Here is a 13,830-nt window from a genome sequence, read left to right as displayed (position 1 = left end):
GGATTAATCAACCTGATATAGGATATGCCATGGCTCATTCACACCCGGCCAACCAGGCCGAACATGACAGCATGAAACGCCTGAAACTGGCCTTCGTCATTACCGCCACCTTTATGATCGCCGAAGTGGTCGGCGGACTGCTGTCCGGATCGCTGGCGTTGCTGGCGGATGCCGGCCACATGCTGACCGACGCAGTCGCTTTACTGGTGGCGTTGCTGGCCGTCCGTTTCGCCCAGCGCAAACCGACGGTCCGGCACACATTCGGCTATTTGCGCCTGACTACCCTGGCCGCGTTCGTCAACGCCATAGCTCTGCTGGCGATTACCGGGTTCATCGTCTGGGAGGCCATCCAGCGGTTCTATGCCCCACAGCCGATCGCCAGCACGCCGATGTTGTTGATTGCCGTCGGCGGCCTGATTGCCAATCTGGTGGCGTTGTGGCTGTTACATCGCGGCAGCGGTGAAAAGAATATCAACGTGCGGGCGGCGGCGTTGCATGTCATGGGCGACCTGCTGGGCTCTGTAGGCGCTATCGGCGCCGCGCTGATCATCATGTTTACCGGCTGGACCCCGATTGACCCGATCCTGTCGGTACTGGTATCGGTACTGGTGCTACGCAGCGCCTGGCGGCTGATGAAAGAGAGCGTGCATGAATTGCTGGAGGGCACGCCGACCCGCATCAATGTCGACCAACTGAAAATCAAGCTGACGGCGGACATCCCGGAAATCCGCGACGTACACCATGTCCACTTATGGCAGGTAGGCGAAAAGCCGTTGATGACGCTGCATGTTCAGGTTATTCCGCCACACGACCACGATGCGTTGTTACAGCGAATCCAACACTATCTGCTGGATCATTATCAAGTTGCCCACACCACGATCCAGATTGAGTATCAGCCGTGCGACGACGACCACTGCGATATCCAGTATCAGGCTGGCGGCCAGCCGCACAGCCATTCGCATTAATCACGCAGGTTCGCGCCGTCCCGTTCGTCAGGACAACGCGAACCGACGTTCTTATAGCGCTCGCGCCAGCGGCCGGGAGTGATTATCCCGGGCGCCTTTGATCCACAGCCAGGAGCCGTTAAGAGCGATCAGCGTCAGCACCATATACTGCAACGACATGGCATAGACGCCCTGATAAGCGAAAATCACCACGCTGATGACGTCGATCACCACCCACAGCAGCCAGTTCTCCACATATTTACGGGTCATCAGCAGCATCGCCGCCACCGACAGCACCGTCATGGCCGAATCCCAGAATGGGAAAGCGTCCGGCTGCAATGTCGGCATCGTCACATCCAAACCGACCGCCTGCATCAACATCACCGCAATCCAGGTCAGCAGAGCAAAGAACGGATCGATATAGCGCGACATCAACACAATGGCAATTACGCAACCAGCGCCCCACCACAGCGTTTGCCGGCGCGATAGCCAGCGGACCCGCAATTCCGCCTCCTGCTCGTCGGTGGTGCGGCTCCAGGCGTACCAGCCATACACATTGGCCGCAATAAAGAAAATCTGTAGCAGCAGGCTGGCATACAGCTGTATCTGGAAAAATATCAGCGCAAACAGCGACACATTGACCAGGCCAAATAGGTAATTGGCGGTTTTTTCCAGACTGGCCAGCCAAATGCACACCAGCCCCGATAACGTCCCCAACGCCTCGACCCAGGATAGGTCATACCCGTTGTCCCCTAACGGGATGTGAACCAGAATATTGCTGGTACTAAAAAAATCCATTTCTGCTCCTGAATGACATTAACTATGATCTGAGTTTAGCTGCGAAATCCAGCATCCGATTGAGCGGCACCAGCGCACGCTCACGAACATCGGCATCCACTTCAATGGCATGATAGAGCGTATCCTGCTGCTCCAGCGCCGAGGCAATCGCCTGCAGCCCGTTCATCGCCATCCACGGGCAGTGCGCGCAACTACGGCAGGTCGCCCCTTCCCCCGCGGTAGGCGCCTCCAGCAACACTTTATCCGGGCAGGCTTGCTGCATCTTGTAGAATATACCGCGATCGGTCGCCACAATCAGTTCCCGGTGCGGTAGCTGCTGCGCCGCCTGAATCAACTGGCTGGTCGACCCCACCGCATCCGCCATCGCCACGATGCTTTGAGGCGACTCAGGGTGAACCAGCACCGCCGCCTGCGGATACAGCGCTTTCATTCGTTTCAGCGCCTGGGTCTTGAATTCGTCATGCACAATGCAAGCCCCCTGCCAGCACAGCACGTCGGCGCCGGTCTGTTTTTGCACGTAATGCCCGAGGTGTCGATCCGGCGCCCAGATAATCTTCTCCCCCAGACTATCCAGATGTTCGATCAGCTCCACCGCGATGCTGGACGTCACCACCCAGTCAGCCCGCGCTTTAACCGCTGCCGACGTGTTGGCGTACACCACCACGGTGCGATCCGGGTGGCTGTCGCAAAAAGCGCTGAACGCTTCCACCGGGCAGCCCAAATCCAGCGAGCATTCCGCTTCCAGCGTCGGCATCAGCACGGTTTTTTCCGGGCTCAATATCTTTGCCGTTTCCCCCATAAACCGGACGCCGGCGACGATCAGCGTACTGGCGGAATGGGTGCGGCCAAAACGCGCCATTTCCAGCGAGTCCGCCACACAGCCACCGGTCTCTTCGGCAAGCGACTGAATCTCCGGGTCGGTGTAATAATGCGCCACCAGCACCGCATTACGCTCTTTCAGCAGGCTTTTAATACGGTGACGGAACTGTTGCTTTTCCCCTTCTGATAGCCGCCTGGGCTTTGCGGGAAAAGGGTAATCGATAACAGGTGGTTCAGGAAACTGGCTCATCATGGGATTCCGTGCGGTTGCAGGCGTGAAGACAATGTCATTACCGGGACTTTTGTTTTATACACTAAACAAAATATCGCAATATTGTCATAAAATCTGCTTTTTCTTTAGTTAGAAATTTCAGAAATGCCAAATGTGTTTAATTTATTAAAAACACGATACCGCTGGATACCAGGCGACCTGAATAGGCCGCCCGCGAGACAGTCAGGGAAACAGGCGATGCCAGTAAAGGGAGAAAGGAATAATCAGCACTAACGCCGGCAGGAAGTTAACCACTGCGAAGGTTTTAATCTGGGCGATACGCAACCCGACAGCCATCATCACAATGCCGCCGCAAGCTGCAAAATCCCCCATGGTGATGTCATTCATGAACGGCATGATGAGTCTGGCGGAGAAAAACAACAGCGTCTGCACCAGAAATTGCGGAACGGCAATCGACATCACCGCAACGCCCAACGTAATGGCAAAAATCAGCGCCGTGAAAATGTCGAGCGCCGACTTGATGATTAGCAGCTGATAGTCGCCGGTTAGCCCTTCGGTCATCGCGCCAACCACACCGGTGCCGCTGGCGCAGAACAACACAATCAGCGCGGTAAAGTTCTGGGTATACACATCCTGCGGTAATTTGTGTTCCGGCGGCGGCACAACCCGACTCAGCAAGCGTTCAATCAGTATCGCCCCTTTCTGAACGCCGGCTTCAAGGCGCAGCAACTCGCCGATCCCTACCCCCAAAATAATCGCCAGCGCAACCGCAGGAAGCTGGTGAACTTTTACCACCAGCGTTATCCCCATTGCGATCGACACCATCGCAAACGCCGGTGGTAAACCATCACGCATACGCTGGGGAATAAAACGGTGCAACGCCACGCCCAATGCGCCGCCAATCAGAATGGCTGCGCCATTGATAACCGGACCAATCATCATCAATATATCTCTTAAGGCTCACCCTTCGGCCTGTCAGATTGCGAAGGAATATCGCCATCAGTCAAAAAAGAAGCCCTTACTATACGCCAAATGCGATGGCGTGATTAAACCGGTCTAAAGCAAAAAGAGATATAACAAAACCCACATGAGGAGATGATGCGCTGTTGTCTCGCTTCGCTCGACTCGAACCTGAACGCAGCTTCTCACCTGCACGACAGTGCGATATTTAAAATAATGGTGAGCGAATTAAAGAGGAGTGATTTATTTAGCGGTGGTGGGTCGTGCAGGATGACTCGGCCTGCGGCCTCGCCCTTCGGGCCAGCGCGACGCGCTGTTGTCTCGCTTCGCTCGACTCGAACCTGAACGCAGCTTCTCACCTGCACGACAGTGCGATATTTAAAATAATGGTGAGCGAATTAAAGAGGAGTGATTTATTTAGCGGTGGTGGGTCGTGCAGGATGACTCGGCCTGCGGCCTCGCCCTTCGGGCCAGCGCGATGCGCTGTTGTCTCGCTTCGCTCGACTCGAACCTGAACGCAGCTTCTCACCTGCACGACTGTGCGATATTGAAATAATGGTGAGCGAATTAAAGGGGGAGTGATTTATTTAGCGATGGTGGGTCGTGCAGGATTCGAACCTGCGACCAATTGATTAAAAGTCAACTGCTCTACCGACTGAGCTAACGACCCGCTACGGGATATGCTACACAGAGATTCTTTTGTTTTGGTGGGTCGTGCAGGATTCGAACCTGCGACCAATTGATTAAAAGTCAACTGCTCTACCGACTGAGCTAACGACCCAAAACACCTTGCTGCTTTCAGCGATTCAGCATCGCCCTGGCAACGGCGGCATATATTACTAATATAATTTTTCTGTGCAACCTATTTTCCGAAAAAAAAATTCAATTGCTTATCCCTTGAACGTTCTGGCGCAAAAACCACGCATATCGCGCAATTTTTGCACCAGAAAGGGAATTACAAATCGGCTAAACGCTTCTGAGCTTGCTTGGCGCCATCGGTATTCGGGTAGTTTTTTACCACCTGCTGGTAGACTGCCTTGGCTTTATCAGTCTGCCCTTTTTCCTGCATGATGACGCCAACCTTGAACATAGCTTCCGAAGCTTTAGGAGATTTAGGGTAACTTTTGACAACATTAGCAAAGTAATACGCCGCGTCGTCTTTTTTACCCTTATTGTAGAACAATTGCCCTAACCAGTAGTTGGCATTCGGCTGGTAGGTTGAATCAGGGTATTTCTTGACGAAATTTTGAAACGCCACGATAGCCTGATCATACTGCTTTTTTTCCAATACTAACGACGCCGCCGTATTGTAATCGGTGTTAGCATCGCCAGTCATGGCCGGTGCCGCTGCCGAATCAGCGCTGGGGCTATTCGCCGCGCCAGTATTACTGGTTGCCGCCGGCGCAGACGCCGCCGCGTTGCCCGCTCCTGCTGCCGATGACGCGGCAGAAGAAGACTGGCCGCCGCTTTGAGAACCCAGGCTGTCAATCTGCTGATAGATCTGTTTCTGACGCTCAACGACCTGATTCAACTGATATTGGTTTTCCTGGATCTGGCCGCGCAAGCCATCGATATCGCGCTGAGTGTCGGCGAGTTGTTGCTGAAGTTGGGTTAATAACTGACTGTGAGCGTTAGAGATACGCTCAAGCTGAGTGACTCGATCTTCTACCGAGCCAGAGCCGACATTACTGATTGGCGCCTGGGCAGTAGCGGCCCAGGGGGCCGCTACGCCAACCAGTAACGACAGACTCAACACGTGATGTCTGAAGTTACTGCTCATGCGATTCTCTTAGTATACCAGAACGGCACGACGGTTCTTGGACCATGCTGCTTCGTCATGACCCAGAACGGCAGGTTTCTCTTTACCGTAAGAAACCACGGAGATCTGATCGGCAGACACGCCTTTACCCTGCAGGTACATCTGCACAGCGTTGGCACGACGTTCGCCCAGCGCGATGTTGTATTCCGGCGTACCGCGTTCGTCCGCATGACCTTCAACAGTCACTTTGTAGGACGGGTTGCTGCGCAGGAAAGCAGCGTGTGCATCCAGCATCTGAGCGAAATCAGGACGAATGTCGTATTTGTCCAGATCGAAGTAAACGATGTTGTTGCGCTGTAGTTCCTGCATCTGCAGACGAGCCTGCTCAGCAGAAGACATGTTGCCGCCATTTTCCATGCCAGCGCCGCCGTTCAGGGAAGACTGGTCGTTATTAGCGTGTTTGTTGGAGCTACATGCGGCAACAGCCAGCACCGGCAGAGCCAACATCAGGCCTTTCAGCACTTTATTGAATTGCATTTCTATGTCCTTTAAATAGGTTATTGTACATATTTTGATTACATATACGGCGACCAGGCAGGGAATCTCACCTGACCATCGGTTGCCGGAAGACGCGCTTTAAAACGCCCGTCGGTCGAAACCAGTTGCAGCACGGAACCCAGCCCTTGTTTGGAACTGTAGATTACCATGGTGCCATTGGGTGCGATACTCGGCGTTTCATCCAGGAACGTGTCCGTTAATACTTGAACGCCACCCGTTACCAGATCCTGTTTGGCGACATGCTGAGCGCCGCCGTTGGAGCTGACCATCACCAGGAATTTACCATCGCTACTGATTTCAGCATCCTGATTCTGAGCGCCTTCCCAGGTCAGACGTTGGGGAGCGCCGCCGTTAACACCGATTTTATAAATCTGCGGACGACCAGCCTGGTCAGAAGTATAGGCCAGCGTCTGGCTGTCAGGGAACCAGGTCGGCTCAGTGTTATTGCTGCGACCGTCGGTCACCTGAGAAATCTGACCAGAGCCCAGATTCATCACATACAGATTCAGGCTACCGCTCTTGGAGAGCGCAAACGCCAGTTTGGAGCCGTCCGGAGAGAATGCCGGCGCACCGTTATGACGCGGGAAAGAAGCGACTTGTTTGATATCGCCATTAGCCAGCGTCTGAACAACCAGCGCGGAGCGGCCGCTTTCAAACGTCACATACGCCAGTTTGCTGCCATCCGCCGACCAGGAAGGAGACATCAGCGGTTCCGGAGAACGGTGTACCACGAACTGGTTGTAACCGTCGTAGTCCGCTACACGCAATTCGTACGGATACTGCCCGCCATTGGTCTGCACCACATAGGCGATACGGGTACGGAAAGCGCCCTTGATGCCGGTCAGTTTTTCAAACACTTCATCACTGGCGGTGTGAGCGGCATAACGCAGCCACTGTTTGGTCACTTTGAACTGGTTCTGGGCCAGTACGCTGCCGGCACTGCCGGAGGTATCCACCAGTTGATAGGACACCAGGTAGCCATCCGCAGTCGGTTGAACCTGGCCGACAATTACCGCATCGATCCCCAGAGCAGTCCAGGCGGCCGGAGTCACTTCAGCGGCACTACCTGGCTGCTGAGGCATACGGCTCGGATCGATCGGATTAAACTTGCCGCTATTGCGCAAATCCGCGGCGACAATACTGCCGATTTCTTCAGGAACAGCGCCGCCCGCCGATTTGAACGGAACCACACCGATTGGGCGCGCAGAGTCGACCCCCTGGGTAATTTCAATACGGACTTCTGCATGCAACACAGCCGTCCACAGCATCAGAAAACTCAATGCAATTTTTAATGCCTGCTTCATCTCATCTCCCTTATCCCGGCTCCAGAGCCTACGATAACCTGGCAGCGTTTTAACAAACCCATATCAACAAACACGATGTGCACGGCGACCAGATATAGTCATAGTCTTAAACTCCGCCAACTGGCAACCGGGTCACTGCGGTTTAAAGTCTATCGGTGCGTTCTTGAAAGCTTCATATACATCAGAGCTGGGCGGCTTCGGTATCCGCGCCTGTTTGGCAGCAGCAATCGCCGCCTGACACAACGCCGGATCGCCCCCCTCGCTCTTCACATCAACCAGCAGGCCATCCGGCGCCAGTCTGATACGTAACGTACAGGTGCGCCCCTTGTAGGACTCCCAGTCATAAAATTTGCTCTGAATCGCGGTGCGAACCTGGCTGCCGTAGCTGTCCAGCGCAGCGCCGGATGCCCCGCTCTTCTTGTTATTGCCTACCCCGGCCGGCGCTCCGCCGCCAGCGGCACTGCCGCCGCCTTTCGGCGCGTTCTTCGATGAAGCCAGCCCGCCGAGCAGATCATCAACCTCACCGGCCTGTTTGGCCGCCTTTTTCTTGTCGTCAGCTGCTTTCTTGGCTGCGGCGGCCGCCTCGGCTTTCTTGGCAGCATCGGCTGCCGCCTTTTCCTTGGCGGCTTCCGCCGCGGCGGCCTTAGCCTCTTCCTCGGCTTTCTGCTTAGCATCAGCCGCCGCCTTGGCTTTGGCTTCCTCTTCCGCTTTTTTCTTTGCTTCTGCCGCGGCGGCAGCCTTGGCTTTAGCCTCTTCTTCCGCCTTTTTCTTCGCGTCGGCAGCAGCCTGCTTTTTCACTTCTTCCTCAGCACGCTTCTTCGCCTCGGCTGCGGCTTTAGCTTGCTGCTCGGCCTCCGCTTTGGCTTTAGCGGCGGCGGCTTCCGCCTGTTTCTGCTGTTCTTTCGCTTTCTGGGCGGCTTCTTCCGCCTGTTTACGTTGTTCTGCCTGTTCCTGCGCCTGCTGTTTCGCCTCTTCCTGCGCCTGCAGACGCTCTTTTTCCAGTTCTTTCAGCCGTTGCTGTTCAGCCGCCTGTTTCGCCTGCAGTTCTTCTGCCTGCTGTTCCGCCTGCTTCTTACGCAGCTGTTCGGCGCGGCGGGCATCGTTCTGTTGTTGTTGTTGCCGGTTGTACTGATCGACCACCGCGCTGGGATCGACCATCACCGCGTCGATGGATGACCCGCCGCCACCGCCGCTGGCGTCATCCATCTTCTGGTTCAGCGAACTCAGAATCAGCAACGTAATCAGAATAACGTGCAAAACGACCGAGATAATGACGGCACGCTTTAGCTTATCGTTTCGTTCGTTTGCCTTTAACACAAGGGGTTCCCAAAAACAGTTTTGCCAGACAAATGACTACTCATCGTGTAAAAACGTCATCGTGTAAAAACGTCATCGTGCACAAACGCCATTATCCACAGACTTCATCATTCACGGACTCGCCGGTCAAATCGGCTGTGTCATCAACCCGACAGATTTGACACCCGCCTGATGCAACAAATTCAGCGCCTTGATGATCTCATCATAAGGAACATCCTTGGCACCCCCGATCAAAAAGACCGTTTTCGGGTTTGCGGTCAGGCGGGACTGGGCTTCAGCCACCACCTGCTCCGCAGGCAGTTGATTCATACGATTATGATCAACCACCAGACTGTATTGCCCTACACCGGATACCTCGACAATCACTGGCGGATTATCGTTGCTGGATACGGTTTTGGATTCGGTTGCATCCGGCAGATCCACTTCCACGCTCTGGGTAATGATCGGTGCGGTCGCCATGAAGATCAGCAGCAGCACCAGCAACACGTCCAGCAGGGGAACAATATTAATCTCGGATTTCAGCGACCGGCGGCCGCCACGCGCACGAGCCATATCACCTCCCGATTAACGGTTGCCTTCGCTGGAGAAAGCCTGACGATGCAGGATAGCAATGAACTCTTCCATGAAGTTATCGTAATTCTGCTCAAGCTTGTTGACGCGCTGGTTCAGGCGGTTATAGGCCATGACCGCCGGAATCGCGGCGAACAGACCGATGGCGGTAGCGATCAACGCTTCCGCGATACCGGGCGCAACCATCTGCAACGTCGCCTGCTTCACTGCGCCGAGCGCGATAAATGCGTGCATAATCCCCCATACGGTACCAAAAAGACCGATATAAGGGCTGATGGAGCCGACGGTGCCGAGGAAAGGAATGTGGGTTTCCAATGTTTCCAGCTCGCGGTTCATGGAAATGCGCATGGCGCGAGACGCGCCTTCCACCACCGCTTCAGGCGCATGGCTGTTGGCGCGGTGCAAACGGGCGAACTCTTTGAAGCCCGCATAGAAGATTTGTTCGGTTCCGCCCAGGCTTTCGCGGCGAGTCTGGCTTTCCTGATACAAACGGGACAGTTCAATCCCCGACCAGAACTTGTCTTCAAACGCTTCGGCGTCACGCGTCGCAGAATTCAGAATACGGGTACGCTGAATGATAATCGCCCAGGAAGCGATGGAAAAACCGATTAAAATTAACATGATAAGTTTAACCAGAAGGCTAGCCTTCAGGAACAAATCAAGAATATTCATGTCAGTCACTGCTTAAACTCCGCGACAATAGACTTAGGAAGCGCAATTGGCTTCATTTGAAATGGATCGATGCATGCGACTAAAACCTCGGCATGGCTTAGCAGGGTGCCATGTGAGTCAAGGATTCGCTGTGCGAATGTCAGGGAAGCGCCGCGTATCACAACGATTTCGCTCTGCACTTCCAGTAAGTCGTCAAGACGCGCCGGGGCAAGATACTCAACCGTCATTTTACGAACAGCAAAGGCAACATGTTCATTCATGAGTACGCGCTGATGAAAATCGTGTGCGCGCAACATTTCGGTTCTGGCCCGTTCATAGAAGGCCACATAACGCGCGTGATAAACCACACCACCTGCATCTGTATCTTCATAGTAGACGCGCACTGGCCAGCGGAACACTTTATTACTCACTCTACATCCCGGTAATGCGATAAACCCCGCTACTATACGCAAGAGGGATAAGGTTTGGAATGGGTTCTATGTACAGGAAGGTAAATAATTATGGGTTGCGGACAACCCATAACCAAAAGGAATGAGAGGCTATTTTACAGGAAGTAGTAATACAATCCTGCGGCCAGGATCACAAAGGCCGGAAGGGGGGAAAAGAAAGCGCGCCAGCGCATCCCCTGAGGACGAAAACCCACGCCGTGAACGACGCCGGTACAGACCGCCCAAATCAGCGCTATCCCCTGCCAGACCGCCAGCGAGCTGGTGCGTGCGGCAAAACGCGCCGGCTCCCAGAATACGCAGCCGGCCAGCAGTAGCGCCATAATCAGGGAAAGGGCCCGTAACGGGCCCTTATCCATACAGCGGTACAGACGATCAATGAAAGCAATCATTGCGGTTTATCTTGATTCGTCTTGGTTGCTTCGCTCTGTTCCAGTGCCAGAGCGGTAATCACGCCTAGCGAACAAGCAAGAAGCGTTCCCAATATCCAGGCAAAATACCACATAAGTCAGGCTCCTTACTTAGTACAACGAATGAGAGTTCTGCTCAACATGCTCTTTGGTGATGCGTCCGAACATCTTGTAGTAACACCAGATGGTGTAGGACAGCACGATGGGAACGAAAATAATCGCTACCACGGTCATCACTCTGAGCGTAAGCAGGCTGGATGTGGCATCCCACATAGTCAGGCTGACATTCGGTACCGTCACCGACGGCATAATGAACGGGAACATGGCGATCCCGGCGGTCAGAATCACACAGGCGATACTGAGCGAAGAGAACAGGAACGCCATCGCGCCTTTCTCCGCACGGGCCATGACAGCAGTCATCAACGGCAGCACGACGCCCAGCAGCGGGATAGCCCACAGAACCGGGTGCTGATTGAAGTTGACCAGCCAGGCGCCGGCCTGACGCGCCACTTCTTTATGCAGCGGGTTAGATTCACCAGCGGTATTGATGACCGAGGTCACCGCATAGCCATCGATGCCATAAACCACCCAGACTCCGGCCAGAGCAAAGGTTACTGTCAGCGCCAGCGAAGAAAACTGAGCAACCTTTTTAGCGCGGAAGTGCAGATCGCCAGAGGTACGCATCACCAGATAGGTAGCGCCCTGAGCCACGATCATGCTCAGGCTGACAACGCCCGCCAGCAACCCGAACGGATTGAGCAACTGGAAGAAATTGCCGGTGTAGTACAGGCGCAGATACTCATCCACATGGAACGGCACGCCCTGCAGCAGGTTGCCGAATGCCACCCCGATGACCACCGGCGGTACGAAACTACCGATGAAAATGCCCCAGTCCCACATGTTACGCCAACGCGGATCTTCGATTTTCGACCGGTAGTCAAAGCCGACCGGACGGAAATACAGAGACGCCAGCACCAGAATCATGGCGATGTAGAAACCGGAAAACGCGGCGGCGTAAACCATCGGCCAGGCAGCGAACAGTGCGCCGCCCGCCGTGATCAACCAAACCTGGTTACCGTCCCAGTGCGGCGCGATGCTGTTAATCATCACACGGCGCTCTACATCGTTGCGACCCATCAGGCGAACCAGAACACCTACGCCCATGTCGAAACCATCGGTGACCGCAAAACCGATCAGCAGCACACCAATCAGCAGCCACCAGACAAAACGCAATACTTCATAATCAAACATAGTGGACTCCTGTTACCGTGCTTCCTGAGCCGCGATCGGCTGTTCGAAGTGATAGGCCCCCGTTTTCAGGCTGCTTGGACCCAGACGTGCGTACTTGAACATCAGGTACATTTCAGCCACCAGGAACAGCGTGTAAAGACCACAAATCAGTCCCATGGAGAACAGGATGTCTCCCGCGGTGAGCGAGGAGTTGGCGACAGCTGTCGGCAACACTTCACCAATCGCCCACGGCTGACGGCCGTATTCAGCCACAAACCAGCCGGCTTCAACGGCAATCCACGGTAACGGGATGCCGTACAGCGCGATACGATGCAGCCAGCGTTTTTGACCAATCTTGTTGCGCAGCACCGTCCAGAAAGACAGACCGATGATCAACAACATCAGCACGCCACAGGCCACCATGATGCGGAAGGAGAAGTACAACGGCGCCACACGCGGGATAGAATCCTTGACCGCCTGTTTGATCTGCGCATCGCTGGCATCAGCCACATTGGTGGTATAGCGCTTGAGCAGCAGGCCATAACCGAGATCCTGCTTGTTCTTGACGAATTCATCACGAACCGCCGGATCGGTGTTGCCGGAACGCAGTTGCTGCAACAGGTGATAAGCTTTCATCCCGTTACGAACGCGCACTTCATGCTGTTCCATCAACTCTTTCAGGCCGGTAACGGTCTTGTCGGTAGAACGGGTGGCGATCAGGCCCAACATATAGGGAATCTGAATCGCGTACTTATTCTCCATCGTCTCCTGATTCGGAATACCGAACAGAGTGAACGCCGCCGGCGCTGGCTGGGTTTCCCATTCAGCTTCGATGGCCGCCAGCTTGGTTTTCTGCACGTCGCCCATTTCATAACCGGACTCATCGCCCAGCACGATAACAGACAGCACCGCCGCCATACCAAAACTGGCTGCGATAGCAAAGGAGCGTTTGGCGAAAGCGACATCGCGCCCTTTCAGCAGGTAGTAAGAGCTGATGCCCAGAATGAACATCGCGCCGGTACAGTAACCCGCGGCGACAGTGTGAACGAATTTCACCTGTGCAACCGGGTTCAGCACCAGATCGGCAAAGCTCACCATCTCCATGCGCATGGTTTCGAAGTTGAAATCCGACGCGACCGGGTTCTGCATCCAGCCGTTAGCCACCAGGATCCACAGCGCAGACAGGTTGGAACCCAATGCCACCAGCCAGGTTACCGCCATGTGCTGCACTTTGCCCAGGCGATCCCAGCCAAAGAAGAACAACCCGACGAAAGTGGATTCCAGGAAGAACGCCATCAATCCTTCGATTGCCAGAGGTGCACCGAAGATATCGCCGACATAGTGAGAGTAATATGACCAGTTAGTACCGAACTGGAATTCCATGGTCAGACCGGTGGAAACGCCGAGAGCAAAGTTGATTGCAAACAACTTGCCCCAGAACTTGGTCATATCTTTGTAGATTTGTTTGCCGGACAGGACATACACGGTTTCCATGATCGCCAGCAAAAACGCCATCCCCAGCGTTAAAGGCACGAACAGGAAATGATACATCGCGGTCAAGGCAAACTGTAAACGTGACAGTTCGACTACATCAAACATCTTAACTCCTTGCTCCTCGCAGGAGGGTCTTTAGCTCGCTGTACGGACAAGCCACTAAATACCCGGCAGTTAGTAACCTAAAGAACACAACAATTGCTTTAGCACAGGCCTCAATATGCGCTACCACGTCACCACGGCGCATTTGAAAAGTAAGCCAAAGAGAAATTACAGAATTACAAATAGCATACTCGGATAAGAGTATCGGTATATTA

General features: G+C 54.3%; 15 protein-coding genes, 2 tRNA genes and 2 other RNA genes. 1 reads left to right on the top strand and 18 read right to left on the bottom strand.

All coding sequences use genetic code 11. From position 1 onward, the window contains the following. Positions 1-29 precede the first annotated feature (29 nt). Positions 30-965: a CDF family zinc transporter ZitB gene (gene zitB / locus CVE23_RS06980; RefSeq protein ID WP_100849163.1), complete on the top strand. Its 936-nt coding sequence runs from the start codon at positions 30-32 to the stop codon at positions 963-965. 51 nt (positions 966-1,016) lie between these two features. On the opposite strand, the gene pnuC is transcribed toward zitB, so the two are convergent. The 18 genes from pnuC to cydA all read right to left on the bottom strand — a co-directional run bounded on the left by pnuC (position 1,017) and on the right by cydA (position 13,618). Then, the gene (gene pnuC / locus CVE23_RS06975; RefSeq protein ID WP_100849162.1) at positions 1,017-1,742 is read right to left on the bottom strand and encodes a nicotinamide riboside transporter PnuC; all 726 of its coding nucleotides are present in this window, start codon (positions 1,740-1,742) and stop codon (positions 1,017-1,019) included. 22 nt (positions 1,743-1,764) lie between these two features. Then, on the bottom strand, positions 1,765-2,811 hold the full coding sequence (nadA, locus tag CVE23_RS06970) for a quinolinate synthase NadA (protein ID WP_038918328.1): 1,047 nt from the start codon (positions 2,809-2,811) through the stop codon (positions 1,765-1,767). A 204-nt stretch (positions 2,812-3,015) separates the two neighbouring features. Then, positions 3,016-3,732, bottom strand: coding sequence for a DUF554 domain-containing protein (locus tag CVE23_RS06965; protein WP_033569369.1), 717 nt, complete (start codon positions 3,730-3,732; stop codon positions 3,016-3,018). A gap of 275 nt (positions 3,733-4,007) precedes the next feature. Then, positions 4,008-4,132: non-coding RNA, RtT sRNA (locus tag CVE23_RS06960), on the bottom strand. A 45-nt stretch (positions 4,133-4,177) separates the two neighbouring features. Then, positions 4,178-4,302, bottom strand: a non-coding RNA gene (locus CVE23_RS06955) — RtT sRNA. Positions 4,303-4,347: 45 nt separating this feature from the next. Beyond that, positions 4,348-4,423, bottom strand: a tRNA-Lys gene (locus CVE23_RS06950). A gap of 35 nt (positions 4,424-4,458) precedes the next feature. Then, positions 4,459-4,534: transfer RNA gene (locus CVE23_RS06945), tRNA-Lys, on the bottom strand. Positions 4,535-4,708: 174 nt separating this feature from the next. After that, on the bottom strand, positions 4,709-5,533 hold the full coding sequence (gene cpoB, locus CVE23_RS06940) for a cell division protein CpoB (protein ID WP_038918327.1): 825 nt from the start codon (positions 5,531-5,533) through the stop codon (positions 4,709-4,711). Between the two features lie 9 nt (positions 5,534-5,542). After that, entirely contained in the window at positions 5,543-6,049 is a 507-nt protein-coding gene (gene pal / locus CVE23_RS06935; RefSeq protein WP_013317030.1) for a peptidoglycan-associated lipoprotein Pal, read from the bottom strand. Between the two features lie 38 nt (positions 6,050-6,087). After that, positions 6,088-7,374, bottom strand: coding sequence for a Tol-Pal system beta propeller repeat protein TolB (gene tolB, locus CVE23_RS06930; protein WP_038918326.1), 1,287 nt, complete (start codon positions 7,372-7,374; stop codon positions 6,088-6,090). Between the two features lie 132 nt (positions 7,375-7,506). After that, a complete protein-coding gene (gene tolA / locus CVE23_RS06925) occupies positions 7,507-8,691 on the bottom strand; it encodes a cell envelope integrity protein TolA (RefSeq protein ID WP_038918325.1) in 1,185 nt (394 codons plus the stop codon). A gap of 126 nt (positions 8,692-8,817) precedes the next feature. Further along, positions 8,818-9,243 carry a colicin uptake protein TolR gene (gene tolR / locus CVE23_RS06920; protein ID WP_012770579.1) on the bottom strand — a complete coding sequence of 142 codons (426 nt, stop codon included), beginning with the start codon at positions 9,241-9,243 and terminating at the stop codon, positions 8,818-8,820. A gap of 12 nt (positions 9,244-9,255) precedes the next feature. Beyond that, entirely contained in the window at positions 9,256-9,942 is a 687-nt protein-coding gene (tolQ, locus tag CVE23_RS06915; RefSeq protein ID WP_033570051.1) for a Tol-Pal system protein TolQ, read from the bottom strand. Further along, on the bottom strand, positions 9,939-10,343 hold the full coding sequence (gene ybgC, locus CVE23_RS06910; RefSeq protein WP_038660789.1) for a tol-pal system-associated acyl-CoA thioesterase: 405 nt from the start codon (positions 10,341-10,343) through the stop codon (positions 9,939-9,941). The genes tolQ and ybgC overlap by 4 nt, the downstream gene beginning before the upstream one ends. 134 nt (positions 10,344-10,477) lie before the next feature. Next, positions 10,478-10,771: a cyd operon protein YbgE gene (gene ybgE, locus CVE23_RS06905; protein ID WP_100849161.1), complete on the bottom strand. Its 294-nt coding sequence runs from the start codon at positions 10,769-10,771 to the stop codon at positions 10,478-10,480. Beyond that, the gene (cydX, locus tag CVE23_RS06900; protein ID WP_012770583.1) at positions 10,768-10,884 is read right to left on the bottom strand and encodes a cytochrome bd-I oxidase subunit CydX; all 117 of its coding nucleotides are present in this window, start codon (positions 10,882-10,884) and stop codon (positions 10,768-10,770) included. Before cydX ends, ybgE begins: the two co-directional genes overlap by 4 nt. 16 nt (positions 10,885-10,900) lie before the next feature. Further along, positions 10,901-12,040, bottom strand: coding sequence for a cytochrome d ubiquinol oxidase subunit II (gene cydB, locus CVE23_RS06895; RefSeq protein WP_049853572.1), 1,140 nt, complete (start codon positions 12,038-12,040; stop codon positions 10,901-10,903). A 12-nt stretch (positions 12,041-12,052) separates the two neighbouring features. Next, entirely contained in the window at positions 12,053-13,618 is a 1,566-nt protein-coding gene (cydA, locus tag CVE23_RS06890) for a cytochrome ubiquinol oxidase subunit I (protein WP_038660796.1), read from the bottom strand. Between the last annotated feature and the right edge of the window lie 212 nt (positions 13,619-13,830).

This window comes from Dickeya fangzhongdai, assembly GCF_002812485.1.
Lineage (GTDB): Bacteria > Pseudomonadota > Gammaproteobacteria > Enterobacterales > Enterobacteriaceae > Dickeya > Dickeya fangzhongdai.
Note: the sequence above shows the minus strand (reverse complement) of the source record. Positions and strands in the feature narration are given on the sequence as shown.